Genomic DNA, 19,297 nt, shown 5'->3' on the forward strand with positions numbered 1-19,297 from the left:
CCTACGACGCCGGTGGCTGGATGTAGTCGTCCAACCGGGCCACCGAGAAGCCCTGCTCCTGGATCCGGGCCAGCAAGTCGCCGAACATCTGGGTCATCGTGGCGCCCTTGAGCTCCTTGGGGCCCCGGAAGTGCGCCAGGATGATGTCGCCGGGCTTCAGCTTCTTGTCGGCGGCCTGGTACTGCATGTCGTGGATCTGCATCGACTCGCGCCACAACACGATCGCGCGCGGACCGCACTGCTGCACCGAGGAGTTGAGCGTCGGGGTGTTGGCGCCGTCGCCGAACGGCGGACGGAACAGCAGCGGGGCGGTGCCGTACTGCTGGGTCAGCGCGGCCTGGTCGTCGCAGATCTCGGACTTCTGCTTGTCCGGGGAGAGCTTGCTCATCACCGGGTGGGTGACGGTGTGGTTCTGGATGTGGTTGCCGAGCGCCTGGAGTGGCTTGAAGTAGCCGTAGTCGTTCTTGACGATGTCCTTGGTCAGGAACATCGTGATCGGCACCTTGAGGTCGGTCAGCATCTCGACGAACTTCGGGTCCTTCTCGGCGCCGTCGTCGATGGTGATGAACACGACCTTGTCGCTCGTCTTCACGTCGCTGAACACCGGGACGGTGCCGCTGCGTTCGAGCTTGATCGGCTTGTCGGCTGGCGGGGCGGGGGCCGGGGCGAGCGGCTTGAGGTTCCACTTCGCCCAGGCCGCGGCGTCGCTCTGGGCCGGGGCCGCGCCGGGCGTGGTGGCCGCGGCCGTCGGCGCGGCGCCGCCGCCGGGCGGCTGGGGCGCGGCCGGGGCGGTCTTCGTCGCGGCCGCCGTACCGCCGCCCCCGTTGTCGCCGCACGCGGTGGCGAAGGCCAGCAGGGCCAGCGCCCCCACCGCGAACGTCCTGGTCCTGCTTCGCCCGTCCCTGTTCACTGCACCGCGCTCCCGGTCCCGTCCAGCGTTCTCTCAGCTATGCACGGTAGCGGCCGGGGCGGCGGTTCCCGACCACCGGCTGTTCGGTTACGCGGTTACGCGGTTACGCGGTGCGGCTATTCGACGTGCTCGCTGGTGAAGGACCAGCGGTGCACCGGACGGCCGATCAGCTCGGCCGGCGGGTCGGCGAGCGGTACCGGCTCGCCGCTCCACCAGGTGATCAGCAGCACCCGCTCCCGTCCCTCGGCCGGGGAGGCGCCCGGGGCGGAAAGCAGTTCCAGGCGCTCCAGGCCGGCCGCACCGCGCACCGCGGGCAGCGCGGACTCCCGGACCCAGGCGGCGAGTTCGGCGCCACGGCCATCCGCCGCCCGGGCCTCCCACATGACGGCGACGGTCACGCGGCGCCGCCCCCCAGGGCCTCGTACGCCTGGCCGTGCACGTCGCCGTGCCCGAGGTCCGCGGAGGGCACGTGGACGTCGGTGACGGGCAGCGAGGAGTCCGCCGACAGGTCGAAGGCGGACGGCGTGCGGCCGCGCCACACCATCTCGGAGCCGAGCGCGGCGACCATCGCGCCGTTGTCGGTGCACAGGCCCGGCCGGGGCACCCGCAGCCGGATGCCGGCCCGGTCGCAGCGCTGCTGCGCCATCTCGCGCAGCCGGGAGTTGGCGGCCACCCCGCCGCCGATCATCAGGTGGTCGACGCCGTTGTCCTTGCACGCCTTGACGGCCTTGCGGGTGAGCACGTCGGTGACCGCCTCCTGGAAGGAGGCCGCGACATCGGCGATCGGCACCTCCTCGCCGGCCCGGCGCTTGGCCTCCACCCAGCGGGCGACGGCGGTCTTCAGGCCGGAGAAGGAGAAGTCGTACTCCGGGTCGTTCTTCCCGGTCAGGCCGCGGGGGAAGGCGATCGCCTTGCGGTCGCCCTCGCGGGCCGTCCGGTCGACGACCGGCCCGCCGGGGAAACCCAGGCCGAGCACCCGGGCGACCTTGTCGAAGGCCTCGCCGGCCGCGTCGTCGATGGTCGCGCCGAGCGGCCGGACGTCGGTGGTGATGTCCTCGCTGAGCAGCAGCGAGGAGTGCCCGCCGGAGACCAGCAGGGCCATCGTCGGCGAGGGCAGCCGGCCGTGCTCCAGCTGGTCCACGCAGATGTGCGAGGCGAGGTGGTTGACCCCGTACAGCGGCTTGTCGAGCGCCCAGGCGTACGCCTTCGCGGCGCTGACGCCGACCAGCAGCGCGCCGGCCAGGCCGGGGCCGGCGGTGACGGCGATGCCGTCCAGGTCGCTGGCCTTGACCCCGGCCGTGTCCAGGGCGCGCTGGATGGTCGGGACCATCGCCTCCAGGTGGGCGCGGCTGGCGATCTCCGGGACGACGCCGCCGAAGCGGGCGTGGTCGTTGACGCTGGAGGCGACCGCGTCGGCCAGCAGCGTGGTGCCGCGCACGATGCCGACGCCGGTCTCGTCGCAGGAGGTCTCGATGCCGAGGACGAGCGGTTCGTCAGCCATGGGGGGTGTCCTCAATGTCCTTCAGGTCAGTGCTGTCAGTGCTCGGGTGGTCGAGGCCCGGTTGGCCGAGGCTCGGGTGGCCCAGACTCGGGTGGTCGAGGCTCGGGTGGTCGAGGCTCGGGTGGTCGAGGCGCATCACCAGCGCGTCGACGTTGGCCGGCTGGTAGTAGCCGCGTCGGATGCCCACCGGTTCGAAGCCGTGGCGCTCGTACAGCCGTTGGGCGCGCGGGTTGTCCACCCGGACCTCCAGCAGCAGTTCGGCGCAGCCGCGCCGGGCGGCCTCGCAAATCAGGTCGGTGAGCAGCGCCGCGCCGAGGCCGGTGCCCTGGTGGCGCTCGTCGACGGCGATGGTCTGGACGTCGCCCTCGCCGGCGACCGCCATCAGCCCGGCATAGCCGACGACGGCGCCGTCACCGGTGGTGGCGACGGTGTAGTGGCGGGTGCCGCCGTGGTGGGCCTCGGCGAGTTCGGACCAGTACATCCCGCGGGACCAGGCGTCCTCGGGGAAGAGCTTGAGCTCCAGCTCCATCACCGGCTCGATGTCCCACCAGCGCATCGGGCGCAGGGTGGTGCCGTGGTTCACGCCGGGAGCACCGCCTTGCCCCCCAGCACGGTCTTGTAGCCCGCCGGGACCTGGGCGTCCGGCCGGCGCAGGTACAGCGGGAGGTTCGGCAGCAGCTCGCGGCCGGCGGCCAGCTCGGCGGCGGCGAAGCCGGCCAGGGCGCCGGCCGAGACGTGCTCGGGGCCGTGGGCGCCGGGGAAGGCGTCGGGGTAGAGCAGCGCGCCGGCGCCGACCGAGCGGGCCTGCGGGGTCAGCTCGGCGGGGCGGTCCACGCCCGGGCCCTCGGTGCGCCGGCCCTCGGCGTCGTAGGAGGCCCAGTAGACCTCCTTGCGGCGCGCGTCGGTGGCCACCGTGAACGGCTCCCCGGCCAGGCCCTCGGCGCGGGCCTGGAAGGCGATCGCGTCCAGGGTGCAGACGCCGTGCACCGGCAGGCCGAGCGCGTGTCCGAGCGCGGCGGCGGTCACCAGGCCGACCCGCAGGCCGGTGTACGGCCCCGGGCCGACGCCGACCGCGATGCCGGTGAGCCGGTGCTTGTCCACCCCGGCGGCGCTCAGGACCCGGTCGATCGCGGGCAGCAGCAGTTCGCCGTGGCGCCGGGCGTCGACCTGGTGGGTCTCGGCGAGGACGGCCGTGCCGTCGTGGACGGCGGCGGTGACGGCGGGGGTAGCGGTGTCGAACGCGAGCAGCAGCACGGGTCAAGGTTAGACCGACGTTGGGCCGACCGGCCGATCGAGCTGGTGTCCGCATCCGGAACACACGTACTGGGCGCTGCGGACCCGCCGGGCGGACCTGGCACGATAAGGGCGGTACGGACAGAGGACGGCGGCGGGAGCGGCACGTGGCGAAGATGGGTCCTGGAGTGGTGGTCACGGGGTTGACCCTGGGGGCCCTGGCGGTGGTGAGCCTGCTGGCCTTCCAGGCCAACGGCGCGCAGGACCGCGCGGGCGGCGCCCGCCCCACCACCGCGGCGACGTCCACCGGGCCGGCCGCCTCCGCGACGCCGAGCGCCTCGGCCACCCCGACCGCCCCGGCGCTGCCGGTCAGCTCGGGCAGCGGCACCCGGGTGGTCTACTCGGTGAGCACCCACTACGTCTGGCTGGTCGACCCGAGGAAGAACCCGCAGGTCGCGGCCGTCTTCCAGGTCGCCCCGGGCTCCGTCGAGCCGACCCCGGGCAGCTACTCGGTGTACAGCCGCACCCCGAGCGGCACCGGCACGGACGGCCGGCAGATCGAGCACGTGGTGCGCTTCGCGCAGCAGAACGGCGTGGTCTTCGGCTTCAGCGCGGCGCTGGACGGCACGACGTCGCCCGCCGACCCGAAGACCAAGACCGGCGGCATCCGCGGCAGCCGTGCCGACGGGCAGCTGCTCTGGGACTTCGCGCCCAACGGCACCAAGGTGGTCGTGATCGCCTGAGTTCCAGGCGCCGTCAGGCGGCAGCCCGGGGTGTTCCGGCCTCGGGCTCGTCGGCCTGCCGCGGCTCCGGTTCGGGCGGGGTGGAGACCGCCTCGGCGGCCGCGCACGCGGCCAGCAGCGCCCGCATCGGCGCTCCCGGAGCGCGGCGGGCGGACTCTCCGGCCCCGGTGTCGCGCGCGGCGCGCTCCGGGGCGGGGGTGGTGCTCGACATGGCGCCTCCCTAGTTAGGCAGACCTAACCGCAGCACCCATCCCACCACGCCCGGCACCCCGCCCGCAACACCATGCCGACAGGCTGTCGGCAAAACGGCGGCGGCCGGGTCAGGCCAGCTTCTCCAGCCGCGCGTCCGCCCAGCGGGCTCCGATGCCGGTCAGCACCACCCGGCGCGGGTCGTGGTCCTCCCCGGCGGTGTCGCCGATCGCCCGCTCGATCCGCACCTCCAGCCGGTCCTCGGACAGCCGCTCGACCTTGCCCTCGCCCCACTCGACCACGACCACCGACTCCGGCAGCGAGACGTCCAGGTCGAGGTCCTCCATCTCGTCCAGGTCCCCGCCCAGCCGGTACGCGTCCACGTGCACCAAGGCCGGGCCGCCGACCAGCGAGGGGTGCACCCGGGCGATCACGAAGGTCGGCGAGGTCACCGCGCCGCGGACCTGCAGCCCCTCCCCCAGGCCCCGGGTCAGCGTGGTCTTCCCCGCCCCCAGCTCCCCGGAGAGCAGCACCAGGTCACCCGGCCGCAGCAGCGCGGCCAGCTCCCGGCCGAGCCGGCCCATCCGCTCCGGCGTGGGGACGGTGAGAGTGGCGTGCGAGCCCATGCGTGTGTCTTGCCCTTCGCTCCGTAGCGGCGCACCGACCACCGGCCGCCACCGCTACCGTGCCACATCGCCGCACCCCGCCGTGGCGGGCGGGGGGTCAGGCCGGGTCGACGGCCGGGTTCGGGCCCTGTCCTCCGGCCCGGTCGCGGGGCCGTTCGCCGGCCAGCCGGACGACACCGGCCGGCAGCGGCGCGGCGCCGGCGAAGGCCGCGGCCCGGCGCAGCAGCCGCGCCAGCTCGTGGTCGAGCAGCCCCGGGCACTCCAGCAGCACCAGGTGGCCGGCGCCCTCGACCAGGACCAGCTCGGCGCCCGGCAGCCGCTCGGCCATCGCCTCGCTGTGCGTGGCGGGCGTCAGCAGGTCCTTCGTCCCGGCCAGCACCAGGACGGGCAGGCCGCGCAGAGCGGCCAGCGCCTCGTACTTCTCGTGCGCGCCGAACACCGGGAAGAACTCGGCGACCACGTCGATCGGCGTGGCGTCCAGCAGCTGTTCGGCGAACCGCACCACGGCGGGGTCGACGTCCCGGCTGCCGAAGGAGAACCGCCGGTAGAGGACGGCGCTCAGGTCCGAGCCCGCCCGCCTGGTCGCCTCCACCAGCTCGACCTGACGGCCGAGCAGCTTCACCACCCCGGGCGCCACCCTCCTGAACAGCTTCGCTCCGGCCTTCGGGAGACCGAGGCTCACCTCGTTCCAGCCCCCGGCCAGGGTGCCGACCAGCGCGACCCCGGCGACCCGCTCCCGGAACAGCTCCGGGTACTGGTCGGCCAGCGCCATCACCGCCATGCCACCCATCGAGTGGCCCACCAGCACCAGCGGCCCGGTCGGCGCGACGGCGTCGATCACCGCCTTGAGGTCTCCGCCCAGGTGGTCGATGCTCGCCGACTCCCCCGCCAGGTAGGAGCGGGACCGCTCGGAGCGGCCGTGGCTGCGCTGGTCCCAGAAGACCAGCCGCATGCCCTCGCGCAGCGCGGCCCGCTGGAAGTGCCAGCTGTCCTGGTTGAGGCAGTAGCCGTGGCTGAACACCACGGTCAGCGGCTCGGGGCCGGTGCCCGCCCGCTCGCCTTCCAGACGTTCGGGGCGCTCGGGGCGCTCAGGGCGGCGGCCGTCCGGCTCGTCCCAGCCGGTGCCGTCCAGTTCGACGTACAGCTGCGTGCCGTCCGGCGCCGCCACCGTCGTCGGGCGCCCGCGCAGCGAGCCGTACGGGGCGGCCGCGTCCAACTCGGCCCGGGCCCGGCGGCGCATCGCCCGGCCGACCGTCAGCCGCTCCAGCGCGACGCCCGCGGCCGCGCCGGCCGCGAGCACCCCGACGGAGATCCCGATCACACCGGCCCGGCTCACCCCGGTGGCCACGCCGGCCGCCTTGGCCACCGCCGCGACCGGACTGTTCTCGGCCGGCGTGTCGGTCATGCCGGCAGGCCCTGACCGTGGCTGCCGCCGAGGTAGCGGCGGGGCACCCGGGCGCCGATCCGGGTGATGATCTCGTACGAGATGGTGCCGCTGGCGCGGGCCCAGTCCTCGGCGGTCGGTTCGCCGCGCTCGCCGTTGCCGAACAGCAGCACCTCGTCGCCGACCTCCGGGGTGTCACCGCCCAGGTCCACCACGAACTGGTCCATCGCCACCCGGCCGGCCGCCGTGCGCCACTTGCCGCCGATCTGCACCGGGCCGGTGCCGCTGGCGTGGCGCGGAACCCCGTCGCCGTAGCCGACCGGGACGAGGCCCAGCGTGGTCGGGCCGGGCGTCACGTAGTGGTGGCCGTAGCTGACCCCGTGCCCGCCGGGCACGTGTTTGACCAGTGCCAGCCGGGCGGTCAGCGCCATCACCGGGCGCAGTCCGAAGTCGGCCGGCGAGCCCACCTCGGGCACCGGGGACAGCCCGTACGCGGCGAGGCCGGTGCGGACCAGGTCGAAGTGCGCCTCGGGCAGCAGCAGGGTGGCCGGCGAGTTCGCCAGGTGGCGGACCTGCGGGCGCAGCCCGGCGGCCTCGGCGTGCGCCAGCGCGGCGCGGTAGGAGTCCAGCTGGGCGCGGATGGACGGGTGGCCGGGCTCGTCCGCGGCGGCGAAGTGCGACCAGATGCCGACGACCTCCAGCAGGCCCTCGGCCTCGGCGCGCCGGGCGTTCGCCACCAGCTGCGGCCAGTCGTGCGGCTGGCAGCCGTTGCGGCCGAGGCCGGTGTCGGCCTTCAGGTGGACCCGCGCCCGGATGCCGGTCTCCCGGACGGCGGGCAGCAGTTCGTCCAGCGCCCACTGGCCGCTCACCGAGATGTCCAGGTCCGCGCGCAGCGCCTCGCGCCACGGGCCGCCGGGGGTCCACAGCCAGCACAGGATCCGGGCCTGCTCCGGGCGGATGCCCGCGGCCCGCAGCGCCAGCGCCTCCTCGGGCGTCGCGCAGCCGAGCCAGCCCACGCCGTCGGCGACCGCCTCCCGGGCGCACTCGACCGCGCCGTGGCCGTAGGCGTCGGCCTTGACCGCGAGCATCACGGCGGAGCCGCCGACGCGCTCGCGCAGCGCGGCGAGGTTGCCGCGCAGGGCGGCGAGATCGATGGTCGCCTCGGCCCGTACGCCGTCGGTGAGGGTGGCCGTGCCGGTCGTGTTCGCAGTTGTCATCAGGGTCAGTCTCCCAGACGTCCCGAAGTCCTCGCCGAACGGCCCGTCGGCGCGGCGGTCGGCACCAGGACGCCGGGCACCGCGCCGACCTGCGGCGGACGGCTGGTCCGCCTGTCTGGGACGCCCGGAACGGACGGCTCGGTTCCGCCGGGCCCGGTCGGCCCCGGTCGGTTCCGTTCGACTACCCCTCACCCACCGCCCGCCAGACCGCCGGGAGCGCCCGGGCGACGCCCGTCGCCGTCACCGGCGCGCCGGGGTCGCCCGCTGCCTCGCGGCCCGCCAGGCCGTGCAGGTAGGCGGCCACCGAGGCGGCGTCCAGCGGCGACAGGCCCGAGGCCAGCAGGGAGCCGGCCAGGCCGGCCAGCACGTCCCCGCTGCCCGCGGTGGCGAGCCAGGAGGTGCCGGTCGGATTCACCCGGACGGCCCCGCCCGGGTCGGCCACCACCGTGGTGGAGCCCTTCAACAGCACCGTCGCCCGGTAGGCGGCCGCCAGCCGCCGGGCGGTCGCCAGCCGGGTCGCGGCCAGCGCGTCGGCCGCGGGCGGCGCGGTGCCCTCGGCACCCGCGAGCAGCCGGGCGGCCTCGCCGGTGTGCGGGGTGAGCAGGGTCGGCGCCGTCCGGCCGGCCAGCGCCCGCGGGCCGAGCCGGCCCAGCTCGGTCAGCCCGTCCGCGTCCACCAGGACCGGGACGTCGGCCGCGAGCGCTTCGGTCAGCGTCTGCCGCGCCCCCTCGCCGCCACCCGGTCCGACCACCCAGGCCTGCACCCGCCCGGCCCCGGCCGGGCCGCCCTCGGTCACCAGCACCTCCGGGAAGCGCCGCACCACCTCCTCGGCCGCCGTGCCGACGTACCGGACGGCGCCCGCGCCGCCCCGCAGCGCCCCGGCCACCGCCAGCAGCGCCGCCCCCGGGTACGTCGCCGAGCCGGCCGCCACCCCGACCACGCCGCGCCGGTACTTGTCGCTCTCCGTGCCCGGCCTCGGCAGCAGTGCCGCCACGTCCGCGTGCTGGAGGGCCGTCAGCTCCGGCTCGGGCAGCGCCAGCCCGATGTCCACCAGCTGCACCGCGCCCGCGTACTCGGCCCCCGGGTCGACCAGCAGCCCGGGCTTGTACGTGCCGAAGCAGACCGTGACGTCCGCGCGCAGCGCCGCCCCGGGCACCTCGCCGGTGTCCGCGTCCACCCCGCTGGGCAGGTCCACCGCCACCACGATCCCGCCGCGCTCGGCCCGCGCGTACGGCTCCGCCTCCGGGCGCAGCCCGCCCCGGCCGCCGATGCCGACGATCCCGTCCAGCACCAGGTCCGCGCGCGAGAAGTCGGCCAGGCCGACTTCCCGGTCCGCGGTCACCCGTCCGCCGGCTGCCCGCAGCGCGGCCAGTCCACCCGGGTGCGCCTTCTCCGGCGCCAGCAGCACCGCCGTCACCCGCGCCCCGCGCCGGGCCAGCGCCGCCCCGGCGTACAGGGCGTCACCCCCGTTGTCCCCGCTGCCCGCCAGCACCGTCACCCGGCTGCCGTACACCCGCCCCCGACGCCCGGTCAGCAGCCGCGCACAGGTCGCCGCCAGCCCGGCGGCCGCCCGCTGCATCAGCGCGCCCTCCGGCAGCCTGGCCATCAACGCGGCCTCGGCGGCCCGGACGACTTCCACAGGGTGGGCACGACGCATGGGGAGAACTCCTTCGGCAGGCACGGCTACCGCCGACGCTAGCCCGCGTCACCGCCCCACGGGAGCCGGGCCTGCGGCACACTTTCGAGTGACACCCACTTCGATCCCCCGCCGGTGTCGGTCCGTACGCCTACCTTGTGGCTCGGCACGGACCCACAGGAGGGAGAAGGGCCATGGTCGCCATGCCGGCAGTCGAACAGCCGCTGGACCAGGACAGTGTTCTCCAGGCGTTTCTGGAGTTGGACACCCCGCTGGGCTTCAAGGCTGAACTTATCGAAGGGGAGATCGTCGTGACGCCGCCGCCGGACGGGGCCCACGAGACCGCTTTCTCGCTGCTCACTCGCCAGTTCATGCGCAAGGCCGAAGCCGAGCTCGACATCTCCGGCAACAAGGGGCTGATCACGCCCAAGGGGCGGTTCATCCCCGACGGAACCTTGAGCCCGGTCGGCCACTTCGAGCACGCCGATTCCTGGGCCTCCGCAGAAGGCGTCCTGCTGGTGTTCGAGATCACGTCGACCAACCCGCACAAGGACCGCGAACCCAAGCGCCGCGGTTACGCCGCCGCCGGCATCCCGTGCTATCTGCTGATCGACCGCACCGACGGCCTGGTCACGCTGTTCACCCAGCCCGAGGGCGAGGACTACATCACCCGCACCCAGGTCGAGTTCGGCAAGTCGATCGACCTGCCCGCCCCGTTCTCCTTCACCCTCGACACGGCGCCCCTGCGGTAGGACGCAGCCACCGCAGGGGCGCCGTGGAAGGCCGGGCGACTACTCGACGGTGACCGACTTCGCCAGGTTGCGCGGCTGGTCGACCTCGTGGCCCTTGGCCGTGGCCAGCTCGCAGGCGAAGACCTGGAGCGGGACGGTGGAGACCAGCGGCTGCAGCAGGGTCGGGGTCACCGGGATGCGGATCAGGTGGTCCGCGTACGGCACGACCGCCTCGTCGCCCTCCTCGGCGATCACGATGGTGCGCGCGCCGCGGGCCCGGATCTCCTGGATGTTGGAGACGATCTTGTCGTGCAGGATCGACCGCCCGCGCGGCGAGGGCACGACCACCACGACCGGCAGCCCCTCCTCGATCAGCGCGATCGGGCCGTGCTTGAGCTCACCCGCCGCGAAGCCCTCGGCGTGCATGTACGCCAGCTCCTTGAGCTTGAGCGCGCCCTCCAGGGCCACCGGGAAGCCGACGTGGCGGCCCAGGAACAGCACCGAGCGGGCGTCGGCCAGCGAGCGGGCCAGCTCGCGCACCGGCTCCATGGTCTCCAGGACCTGCTCGACCTGCTTCGGCGCGTCGCCGAGCTCCTTGATGACGGCGAAGATCTCGTCGCCCCACTTGGTGCCGCGCACCTGGCCCAGGTAGAGGGCGACCAGGTAGCAGGCGACCAGCTGGGTCAGGAACGCCTTGGTGGACGCGACCGCGACCTCGGGGCCGGCGTGGGTGTACAGCACCGCGTCCGACTCGCGCGGGATGGTGGAGCCGTTGGTGTTGCAGATCGCCAGCACCTTGGCGCCCTGCTCCCGGGCGTGCCGCAGGGCCATCAGGGTGTCCATGGTCTCGCCGGACTGCGAGATGGCGATGACCAGCGTGCCCGGGCCCATGATCGGGTCGCGGTAGCGGAACTCCGAGGCGACCTCGACCTCGCAGGGGATGCGGGTCCAGTGCTCGATCGCGTACTTGGCGATCATGCCCGCGTGGAACGCGGTGCCGCAGGCGACGATGACGACCTTGTCGACCGAGCGCAGGTCCGCGTCGGAGATCCGCAGCTCGTCCAGGGTCAGCCGGCCGTCGGTGCCGATCCGGCCCAGCAGGGTGTCGGCGACGGCCTTCGGCTGCTCGGCGATCTCCTTGAGCATGAAGTAGTCGTAGCCGCCCTTCTCGGCGGCGGAGGCGTCCCAGTCGACGTGGTACTCGCGCACCTCGGCGGGGTTGCCGTCGAAGTCGGTCACCGTGACGGCGTCCTCGCGCAGCTCGACGACCTGGTCCTGGCCGAGCTCGATCGCCTCGCGGGTGTGCGCGATGAAGGCGGCGACGTCCGAGGCGAGGAAGTTCTCGCCCTCGCCGCGGCCGACCACCAGCGGCGAGTTGCGGCGGGCGCCGACCACCACGCCGGGCGCGTCCGCGTGCACGGCGACGAGGGTGAAGGCGCCGTCCAGGCGGCGGCAGACCACCCGCATGGCCTCGGCGAGGTCGCCCTCGTACGCCTCGCCCAGCAGGTGGGCGACGACCTCGGTGTCGGTCTCGGACCGGAGGGTGTGGCCGCGCTCGGCGATCTCGGCGCGCAGCTGGGCGAAGTTCTCGATGATGCCGTTGTGGACCACGGCCACCCGGCTGTCGTCGTCCAGGTGGGGGTGGGCGTTGGCGTCCGTCGGGCCGCCGTGGGTGGCCCAGCGGGTGTGGCCGATGCCGGTGGTGCCGCCGGGCAGAGGCGATTCGGCGAGCGACTTCTCCAGGTTGGCGAGCTTCCCCGCCCGCTTGTCGGTGACCAGACCCCACTGCCCCTGGGAGTCCTTCGCCTGCACCGCGACACCGGCCGAGTCGTAGCCCCGGTACTCCAGCCGCTGCAGGCCCGCGATTACTACGTCGAGGGCGGACTGCGCGCCCACGTATCCAACAATTCCGCACATGCGTGCCAGCATAAGGGCCGTTCTGTGGCCGTTTTCCCCTCCGTGGCCAACTCTGCGTGACCGACACCACAGCCACCGTGAACACCGCGACGGCTCACAATGGAGCATGTGCTGACCGAACTCTGTACGCGGGGCGCCCCCACGCCCGGCCCGTCGCCGTCCCCTTACGTGGACCTCAGCCGGGCCGAGTGGAGCGCGCTGCGCGAGCGTACGCCGCTGCCGCTGACCGCCGAGGAGGTGGAGCAGCTGCGCGGTCTCGGCACAGCCCTCGACCTGGACGAGGTGCGTGACGTCTACCTGCCGCTGTCCCGGCTGCTCAATCTGTACATCCACGCCACCCACGACCTGCGCGGCGCCCTGGGCACCTTCCTGGACACCCCGGACACCGAACGCACCCGCACCCCGTTCATCATCGGCGTGGCCGGCTCGGTCGCGGTCGGCAAGTCGACCACCGCCCGTCTGCTGCAGGCCCTGCTGGCCCGCTGGCCGGAGCACCCCCGGGTCGAGCTGGTCACCACCGACGGCTTCCTGCTGCCCAACGCCGAACTGCGCCGGCGCGGCCTGATGGCCCGCAAGGGCTTCCCCGAGTCGTACGACCGCCGGGCCCTGATGCGCTTCGTCGCGGACGTCAAGGCGGGCAAGGAGCGGGTCACCGCGCCGGTGTACTCGCACCTGGTGTACGACATCGTGCCGGACCGCCGGCTGACGGTGGAGCGCCCGGACATCCTGATCGTCGAGGGCCTCAACGTGCTCCAGCCGGCCCTGCCGGGCACCGACGGCCGCACCCGCCTCGCGGTGGCCGACTACTTCGACTTCTCGATCTACGTCGACGCCCGGACGGACGACATCGAGCACTGGTACCTGGACCGCTTCCGCACGCTGCGGGAGACCGCCTTCCAGGACCCGAACTCCTACTTCCGCCGCTTCACCGAGGTGCCGGAGGAGGAGGCGATGGAGTACGGCCGGCAGGTCTGGCGCACCATCAACAAGCCCAACCTGTTGGAGAACGTGCTGCCCACCCGGGGCCGGGCCACCCTGATCCTGCAGAAGGGCGCGGACCACAAGGTCCGCCGGGCGCTGCTGCGCAAGCTCTGAGCCCCCGGGACGTACGGGAACGGCAAGCGGCCCCCCACCGGAACCGGTGGGGGGCCTTCGCCGTACTGACGCGGGCTCAGCCCAGGTGGGTGCGGACCGCCTCGGCCAGCCGCTGCGCGACCGCCTCGGCCTGCGCCGGGTCGGCGGCCTCGACCATCACCCGGACGAGCGGCTCGGTGCCCGAGGGGCGCAGCAGCACCCGCCCGGTGGCGCCCAGCTCGGCCTCGGCCGCGGCGACCGCCCCGGCCAGCTCGGTGCTGGTCTTCACCCGGCTCTTGTCGACGCCCTTGACGTTGATCAGCACCTGCGGCAGCCGGGTCATCACCGCGGCCAGGTCGGCCAGCGGCTGCTTGGTGGCGGCCAGGCGGGCGCCCAGCATCAGGCCGGTCAGGGTGCCGTCACCGGTGGTGGCGTGGTCCAGCAGGATGACGTGGCCGGACTGCTCGCCGCCCAGCGCGAAGCCGTGCTCCTTCATCGCCTCCAGCACGTAGCGGTCCCCGACGGCGGTCTCCACCAGGTCGATGCCCTCGCGCTCCATCGCCAGCTTGAAGCCGAGGTTGGACATCACGGTGGCCACCGCGGTGTTGCGGCGCAGGGTGCCGGCCTCCCGCATGGCGACGGCGAGGATGGCGATGATCTGGTCGCCGTCCACCTCGTTGCCCTCGGCGTCGGCGGCCAGGCAGCGGTCGGCGTCGCCGTCCAGGGCGATGCCGAGGTCGGCCTGATGCTCCTTCATCGCGGCGCGCAGCCGGTCCAGGTGGGTGGAGCCGACCCCGTCGTTGATGTTCAGGCCGGTGGGCTCGGCCCCCAGGGTGTGGACGACCTCGGCGCCGGCCCGGGCGAAGGCCTCGGGGGCGACGTACGCGGCCGCGCCGTGGGCGCCGTCGATGACGACCTTGATGCCGTCCAGGCGGTTGGGCAGCACGCCGATCAGGTGGGCGACGTACTTGTCGAAGCCCTCGGTGTACTCGCGCACCCGGCCGACGGCCGCACCGGTGGGCCGGTTCCAGTCCTCGCCGCCGACGGTGTGCTTGCGGTAGTGCGCCTCGATGGCGTCCTCGATCCGGTCGTCCAGCTTGTGGCCGCCGCGGGCGAGGAACTTGATGCCGTTGTCCGGCATGGCGTTGTGGCTGGCGGACAGCATCACGCCGAAGTCGGCGCCGAGCGCGCCGGTGAGGTAGGCCACGGCCGGGGTGGGCAGCACGCCGACCCGCAGGACGTCGACGCCGGAGCTGGCCAGACCGGCGATGACCGCCGCCTCCAGGAACTCACCCGAGGCACGCGGGTCCCGGCCGACCACCGCGACGGGCCGGTGCCCGTCGAAGGCGCCGGCCTCGCCGAGCACGTGGGCGGCCGCGACCGACAGGCCGAGCGCCAGCTCCGCCGTCAGGCCCTCGTTGGCCACCCCGCGCACGCCGTCCGTACCGAAGAGTCGTCCCACTGTCACGTCCTCCATCACCATGCTCGGAACCCACCGATGATCCCGCGGCCGCCGCACGTTAGCCGGGGAACACGTCGCCCCGGAGTACACGGGGTACTCCGGGGCGACGGTTTGCGCAACCAGGGGGTGTGCGCCGCCAGGGCGGAACGCACCCCCGGGGACGCGATTAGCGCTTGCTGTACTGCGGCGCCTTGCGGGCCTTCTTCAGACCGGCCTTCTTGCGCTCGACGGCGCGGGCGTCACGGGTCAGGAAGCCGGCCTTCTTGAGGGCGCCGCGGTTGTTGTCCACGTCGGCCTCGTTCAGGGCACGGGCCACGCCGAGGCGCAGCGCGTAGGCCTGGCCGGAGACGCCGCCACCGCTGATGCGGGCGACGACGTCGTAACGGCCGTCCAGCTCGAGGAGCTTGAAGGGCTCGTTCACGGTCTGCTGGTGCACCTTGTTGGGGAAGTAGCCCTCGAGGGTGCGACCGTTGATCTTCCACTGGCCGGTGCCGGGGACGATGCGCACGCGGGCGATCGCCTCCTTGCGACGGCCGAGGCCGGCGCCCGGGGTGGCCTCGCCGAAGCGGCCGGCCAGGGACTCGGAGGTGTAGCTCTCCTCGGAGGTGTACTCGCCCTCGACGGCCTCGGCGGCCTCGTCGAAGTCGACCTCAAGGGTTTCAGTGGTCTCGGCCACGATGTTCCTCAGCTCTTTTCAGTGTTGGGGGGCTTGGTGGCCGAATTACTGCGCGACCTGGGTGATCTCGAACGGCACCGGCTGCTGGGCAGCGTGGGGATGCTGGTCGCCCGAGTAGACCTTCAGCTTCGAGAGCATCTGACGGCCCAGGCTGTTCTTGGGGATCATGCCCTTGATGGCCTTCTCGACGGCCTTCTCCGGGTTGTTCGCCAGCAGGTCGTCGTAGCGCACCGACCGGAGACCGCCCGGGAAGCCCGAGTGGCGGTAGGCCAGCTTCTGGGTCTTCTTGTTACCGGACAGGTGCACCTTGTCGGCGTTGATGATGATGACGAAGTCACCAGTGTCAACGTGCGGCGCGTAGATCGCCTTGTGCTTGCCCCGGAGGAGGTTGGCGGCCTGGGAAGCCAGGCGGCCGAGCACGACGTCGGTCGCGTCGATGACGTGCCACTGACGCTGGACGTCGCCGGGCTTGGGGCTGTACGTACGCACGGTCGTAGCCTTCGCTTTTCAGTGAGTGAGTCCTGACAGGAGCACCCGGACGGAAGAGCAGCCTGGCCAACCTTGGACGCAATTCAAGGGGGACCGCTGGTCGTCGACCTGATGTCTCCGGCGTACCGACCTCTCACGTGAGATAGAGCGAGCCAATACGCACATCAAGCGTCCAGGTTACCGGCACGACCCGAAGGGGTCAAAAATGGCCTCGGCCGGCGGCTCCTCCGCCGGCCCGGGGCCTCGCCCGGCCGCTCAGCGTTCGCGCTCCACCCGGGTCACGTCCCAGACCGGCTCGGGCGACTCGTACACCCGGCCGTCGGCCCCGAACACCAGGAAGCGGTCGAAGGTCTTGGCGAACCAGCGGTCGTGGGTGACGCACAGCACGGTGCCGTCGAAGGCCTCCAGCCCGGCCTGCAGCGCCTCGGCGCTCTCCAGGTCCAGGTTGTCGGTCGGCTCGTCGAGCAACAGGGCCGTCACGCCGGAGAGTTCGAGCTTGAGGATCATCAGCCGGGCCTGCTGCCCGCCGGACAGCGACTCGAACTTCTGCTCCTCCTGCCGGTCCAGCTCGTAGCGGCGCAGCGCGCCCATCGCGGCACTGCGGCTGAGCGCGTGCTCCTCCTCGACGATCGAGCGGACCGTCCGGCCGAACAACTCCGGGTGGGCGTGGGTCTGCCGGAAGTGGCCGGGCACCACCCGGGCACCGAGCTTCCAGCTGCCGGTGTGGGCGACGCTCCCGTCGCCGGCCAGCAGCCGCAGGAGGTGCGACTTGCCGGCGCCGTTGGCCCCGAGCACCGCGACCCGCTCGCCGTAGAAGACCTCCAGGTCGAAGGGGTCCATCAGGCCGGTGAGCTCCAGCTGCTCCATGGTGAAGGCGCGCACGCCGGTGCGCCCGCCCTTGAGCCGCATGGTGATGGTCTGCTCGCGCGGCGGCGTCTCCGGCGGGCCGGCGTCCTCGAACTTCTTCAGCCGGGTCTGGGCGGCGGCGTAGCGGGAGGCCATCTCGTGGCTGACCGCCGCGGCCTGGCGCAGGGTGACGACCAGCTTCTTCAGCTTGGCGTGCTCCTCGTCCCAGCGGCGGCGCAGTTCTTCGAAGCGCTCGAAGCGGGCCTTGCGGGCCTCGTGGAAGGTGTCGAAGCCGCCGCCGTGCACCCAGACGCTGCTGCCGGCCGCGCCGGTCTCGACGCTGATGATCTTGTCGGCGGTGCGGGAGAGCAGCTCGCGGTCGTGCGAGATGAACAGCACCGTCTTCGAGGTGGCCTTGATGGCCTCTTCCAGCCAGCGCTTGGCGGGTACGTCGAGGTAGTTGTCGGGCTCGTCGAGCAGCAGCACCTCCTCCGGGCCGCGCAGCAGCGCCTCCAGCACCAGCCGCTTCTGCTCGCCGCCGGAGAGGGTGTTCAGGCCGCGCCACTGGGCCTTGTCGAAGGGGATGCCGAGGGCCGCCATGGTGCAGACGTCCCAGTCGGTCTCGTAGTCGTAGCCCCCGACGTCCGCCCAGTCGGAGAGCGCCTGGGCGTAGGCCATCTGCGTCTTCTCGTCGTCCTGGGCGATCATCGCCAGCTCGGCGGCGTCCACCGCGCGGGCGGCCTTGGCGATCCGCTCGGGGGCGACCGAGACCAGCAGGTCGCGCACCGACGCGTCGGCCGGCAGCGCGCCGGGGCCGACCGCTTGGTCCTCGCGGCCGGTGGTGCCGACGAACTGGCGCATCACGCCGAGCCCGCCGCTGATCGTCACCGATCCGCCGTGCGGCTGGATGTCCCCCGCGATCATGCGCAGCAGCGTGGTCTTGCCCGCTCCGTTGGCGCCGACCAGGGCGACCGCGGCTCCCTCGCCGACCCGGAAGGACGCGTCGTCGAACAGCACCCGCCCGTCCGGCAGGTAGTACTCCAGGTGCGAAATCTCGACGTGTCCCATACGGAGGATTGTCCCAAGCGGACGCGCCCGGCCAAAACCGATTTAGGCGCCGACCTCCGGCACCGCCCGGGGCGCGGCGGGCTGCCCGGGCAGGGTGCGCATCCGCCGGGCCTGGCGGTTGCGCTCGGCGAGCTGGTCGTCCGGCGGGTAGCCGACCTCCTCGAGGGTGAGCCCGTACGGCCGGATCACGTTGACGGCCGAGTTGCGCACCCCGCCGGCCAGCACCTCGCCGGGGAACTCCACCGGCCGGTGCCCGTCGCCGACCAGCAGCATCGCGCCGACGAGCGCCCGGACCATGTTGTGGCAGAAGGCGTCGGCGCGGACGGTGGCGACTGCCAGCGAGCCCTCCTGGGCGGCGTACGAGTCCACCGGGACGCGGTCCCAGTGCAGCTCCAGCAGGGTGCGGATGGTGGTGGCGCCCTCGCGCTTCTTGCAGTACGCGGCGAAGTCGTGCTCGCCGAGCAGCAGCTTCGCGGCGGCGTTCATCCGGTCCAGGTCCAGCGGCCGGTCGTGCCAGAGCACGTGCCCGCGCAGCAGCGGGTCGACGCCGCCGGGGTGGTCGGCGACCCGGTACGCGTAGCGGCGCCAGATCGCCGAGAAGCGCGCGTCGAACCCGGCCGGCGCCTCGCCGACCCGGTAGATCCGGACGTCCCCGGGCAGCCGGCCGGCCAGGCGGCGCAGCAGCTTCTCGCGGTGCGCGTCCCAGAGCTCGGCCGGCAGGTCGACGTGGGCGACCTGGCCGCGAGCGTGCACCCCGGCGTCGGTGCGGCCGGCCACGGTGAGCGGGAAGAGCTCCGGGCTGCGGGTGACGACCTGCAGCGCGGTCTCGATCTCCTCCTGGACCGTCCGCCGGCCGCCCTTCTGGCGGGCCCAGCCGGAGAACTCGGCACCGTGGTAGGCCAGGTCGAGCCGGACCCGGACGTACCCGTCGGCCGGTCCGTCCTTCACCGGCGGCTGCTCGGCGCAATCGTTGACCACGTGTCTCTCTTCTCCCGGGGACCTCGACGAACAAGGAACGGGCCCGCTCCCCCATCGCTGGGAGAACGGGCCCGCAACACACCCAGAGGTGTCAGGCCTGCTCGGCGGCCTCGGCCTCGTCGGCCTTGGCGGCGTCGTCGGCCTGGGGGGCGACGGCGGCCTCGTCGGCCTCCTTGACGGCGCGCTTGGTGGCGGCCTCGGCCTCGCCGACGGCGGTCTGCGCGACGGTCAGCGACTCGACCAGCTCGATCACGGCCATCGGGGCGTTGTCGCCACGACGGGGACCGATCTTGGTGATGCGGGTGTAGCCACCCGGGCGGTTCTCGTAGCGCGGCGCGATCTCGGTGAAGAGGGTGTGCAGCACCGAGACGTCGGTGATGGTCTTGCGCACCAGGCGACGGTTGTGCAGGTCGCCCTTCTTGGCCTTGGTGATCAGCTTCTCCGCCAGCGGGCGCAGGCGGCGGGCCTTGGCCTCGGTGGTGGTGATGCGGCCGTACTGGAACAGCTCACGGGCCAGACCGGCGAGCAGCAGCGGCTCGTGGTGCGGGCCACCGCCCAGGCGGGCACCCTTGGTGGGACGCGGCATGGAATTACTCCTCGAATCTCCGACTGCGGCC

Annotated in this window: 20 protein-coding genes; 3 read left to right on the forward strand and 17 right to left on the reverse strand. The window is 73.4% G+C overall.

The window, feature by feature from the left end; translation table 11 throughout:
* Window position 1: 1 nt before the first annotated feature.
* The 5 genes from ACZ4WV_RS03710 to tsaB all read right to left on the reverse strand — a co-directional run bounded on the left by ACZ4WV_RS03710 (window position 2) and on the right by tsaB (window position 3,665).
* Window positions 2-910: a polysaccharide deacetylase family protein gene (locus ACZ4WV_RS03710; protein WP_465742418.1), complete on the reverse strand. Its 909-nt coding sequence runs from the start codon at window positions 908-910 to the stop codon at window positions 2-4.
* A 116-nt stretch (window positions 911-1,026) separates the two neighbouring features.
* Entirely contained in the window at window positions 1,027-1,308 is a 282-nt protein-coding gene (locus ACZ4WV_RS03715) for a hypothetical protein (RefSeq protein WP_465742420.1), read from the reverse strand.
* Window positions 1,305-2,411, reverse strand: coding sequence for a tRNA (adenosine(37)-N6)-threonylcarbamoyltransferase complex transferase subunit TsaD (gene tsaD / locus ACZ4WV_RS03720; protein ID WP_465742422.1), 1,107 nt, complete (start codon window positions 2,409-2,411; stop codon window positions 1,305-1,307). Before tsaD ends, ACZ4WV_RS03715 begins: the two co-directional genes overlap by 4 nt.
* Window positions 2,404-2,967, reverse strand: a complete 564-nt coding sequence (gene rimI / locus ACZ4WV_RS03725; protein ID WP_465742679.1) for a ribosomal protein S18-alanine N-acetyltransferase — start codon at window positions 2,965-2,967, stop codon at window positions 2,404-2,406. Before rimI ends, tsaD begins: the two co-directional genes overlap by 8 nt.
* 23 nt (window positions 2,968-2,990) lie before the next feature.
* Window positions 2,991-3,665: a tRNA (adenosine(37)-N6)-threonylcarbamoyltransferase complex dimerization subunit type 1 TsaB gene (gene tsaB / locus ACZ4WV_RS03730; RefSeq protein WP_465742424.1), complete on the reverse strand. Its 675-nt coding sequence runs from the start codon at window positions 3,663-3,665 to the stop codon at window positions 2,991-2,993.
* 155 nt (window positions 3,666-3,820) lie between these two features.
* Here tsaB and ACZ4WV_RS03735 point away from each other — a divergent pair, with 155 nt between their 5' ends.
* Window positions 3,821-4,387 carry a L,D-transpeptidase gene (locus ACZ4WV_RS03735; RefSeq protein WP_465742681.1) on the forward strand — a complete coding sequence of 189 codons (567 nt, stop codon included), beginning with the start codon at window positions 3,821-3,823 and terminating at the stop codon, window positions 4,385-4,387.
* A gap of 13 nt (window positions 4,388-4,400) precedes the next feature.
* On the opposite strand, the gene ACZ4WV_RS03740 is transcribed toward ACZ4WV_RS03735, so the two are convergent.
* The 5 genes from ACZ4WV_RS03740 to ACZ4WV_RS03760 form a co-directional block, all read right to left on the reverse strand.
* Entirely contained in the window at window positions 4,401-4,598 is a 198-nt protein-coding gene (locus tag ACZ4WV_RS03740) for a hypothetical protein (protein ID WP_465742426.1), read from the reverse strand.
* 109 nt (window positions 4,599-4,707) lie between these two features.
* Complete coding sequence (gene tsaE, locus ACZ4WV_RS03745) at window positions 4,708-5,202, reverse strand: tRNA (adenosine(37)-N6)-threonylcarbamoyltransferase complex ATPase subunit type 1 TsaE (RefSeq protein ID WP_465742428.1); 495 nt, start codon at window positions 5,200-5,202, stop codon at window positions 4,708-4,710.
* Between the two features lie 97 nt (window positions 5,203-5,299).
* Entirely contained in the window at window positions 5,300-6,607 is a 1,308-nt protein-coding gene (locus tag ACZ4WV_RS03750; RefSeq protein WP_465742430.1) for an alpha/beta fold hydrolase, read from the reverse strand.
* A complete protein-coding gene (gene alr, locus ACZ4WV_RS03755; protein WP_465742432.1) occupies window positions 6,604-7,803 on the reverse strand; it encodes an alanine racemase in 1,200 nt (399 codons plus the stop codon). Before alr ends, ACZ4WV_RS03750 begins: the two co-directional genes overlap by 4 nt.
* Before the next feature lie 181 nt (window positions 7,804-7,984).
* Window positions 7,985-9,460: an NAD(P)H-hydrate dehydratase gene (locus ACZ4WV_RS03760; protein WP_465742434.1), complete on the reverse strand. Its 1,476-nt coding sequence runs from the start codon at window positions 9,458-9,460 to the stop codon at window positions 7,985-7,987.
* A 173-nt stretch (window positions 9,461-9,633) separates the two neighbouring features.
* On the opposite strand from ACZ4WV_RS03760, the gene ACZ4WV_RS03765 reads away from it, so the two are divergent.
* Complete coding sequence (locus tag ACZ4WV_RS03765) at window positions 9,634-10,191, forward strand: Uma2 family endonuclease (protein ID WP_465742436.1); 558 nt, start codon at window positions 9,634-9,636, stop codon at window positions 10,189-10,191.
* A 39-nt stretch (window positions 10,192-10,230) separates the two neighbouring features.
* Here ACZ4WV_RS03765 and glmS read toward each other — a convergent pair whose 3' ends face one another.
* Window positions 10,231-12,087 carry a glutamine--fructose-6-phosphate transaminase (isomerizing) gene (glmS, locus tag ACZ4WV_RS03770; RefSeq protein ID WP_465742438.1) on the reverse strand — a complete coding sequence of 619 codons (1,857 nt, stop codon included), beginning with the start codon at window positions 12,085-12,087 and terminating at the stop codon, window positions 10,231-10,233.
* Between the two features lie 99 nt (window positions 12,088-12,186).
* Here glmS and coaA point away from each other — a divergent pair, with 99 nt between their 5' ends.
* Complete coding sequence (gene coaA / locus ACZ4WV_RS03775; protein ID WP_465742440.1) at window positions 12,187-13,182, forward strand: type I pantothenate kinase; 996 nt, start codon at window positions 12,187-12,189, stop codon at window positions 13,180-13,182.
* Between the two features lie 76 nt (window positions 13,183-13,258).
* Here the strand turns inward: coaA and glmM are convergent, their stop codons facing one another.
* The 6 genes from glmM to rplQ form a co-directional block, all read right to left on the reverse strand.
* Window positions 13,259-14,623, reverse strand: a complete 1,365-nt coding sequence (gene glmM / locus ACZ4WV_RS03780; RefSeq protein WP_465742683.1) for a phosphoglucosamine mutase — start codon at window positions 14,621-14,623, stop codon at window positions 13,259-13,261.
* 166 nt (window positions 14,624-14,789) lie between these two features.
* Entirely contained in the window at window positions 14,790-15,299 is a 510-nt protein-coding gene (gene rpsI, locus ACZ4WV_RS03785; protein WP_317621235.1) for a 30S ribosomal protein S9, read from the reverse strand.
* A gap of 45 nt (window positions 15,300-15,344) precedes the next feature.
* Complete coding sequence (rplM, locus tag ACZ4WV_RS03790) at window positions 15,345-15,788, reverse strand: 50S ribosomal protein L13 (protein ID WP_030055846.1); 444 nt, start codon at window positions 15,786-15,788, stop codon at window positions 15,345-15,347.
* Between the two features lie 255 nt (window positions 15,789-16,043).
* Window positions 16,044-17,702, reverse strand: a complete 1,659-nt coding sequence (locus tag ACZ4WV_RS03795) for an ABC-F family ATP-binding cassette domain-containing protein (RefSeq protein WP_465742442.1) — start codon at window positions 17,700-17,702, stop codon at window positions 16,044-16,046.
* Window positions 17,703-17,744: 42 nt separating this feature from the next.
* Window positions 17,745-18,680, reverse strand: a complete 936-nt coding sequence (gene truA / locus ACZ4WV_RS03800; protein ID WP_465742444.1) for a tRNA pseudouridine(38-40) synthase TruA — start codon at window positions 18,678-18,680, stop codon at window positions 17,745-17,747.
* Between the two features lie 91 nt (window positions 18,681-18,771).
* Window positions 18,772-19,266: a 50S ribosomal protein L17 gene (gene rplQ, locus ACZ4WV_RS03805; protein WP_465742446.1), complete on the reverse strand. Its 495-nt coding sequence runs from the start codon at window positions 19,264-19,266 to the stop codon at window positions 18,772-18,774.
* Window positions 19,267-19,297: the final 31 nt, after the last annotated feature.

The organism is Kitasatospora sp. NPDC029312, from assembly GCF_055569215.1.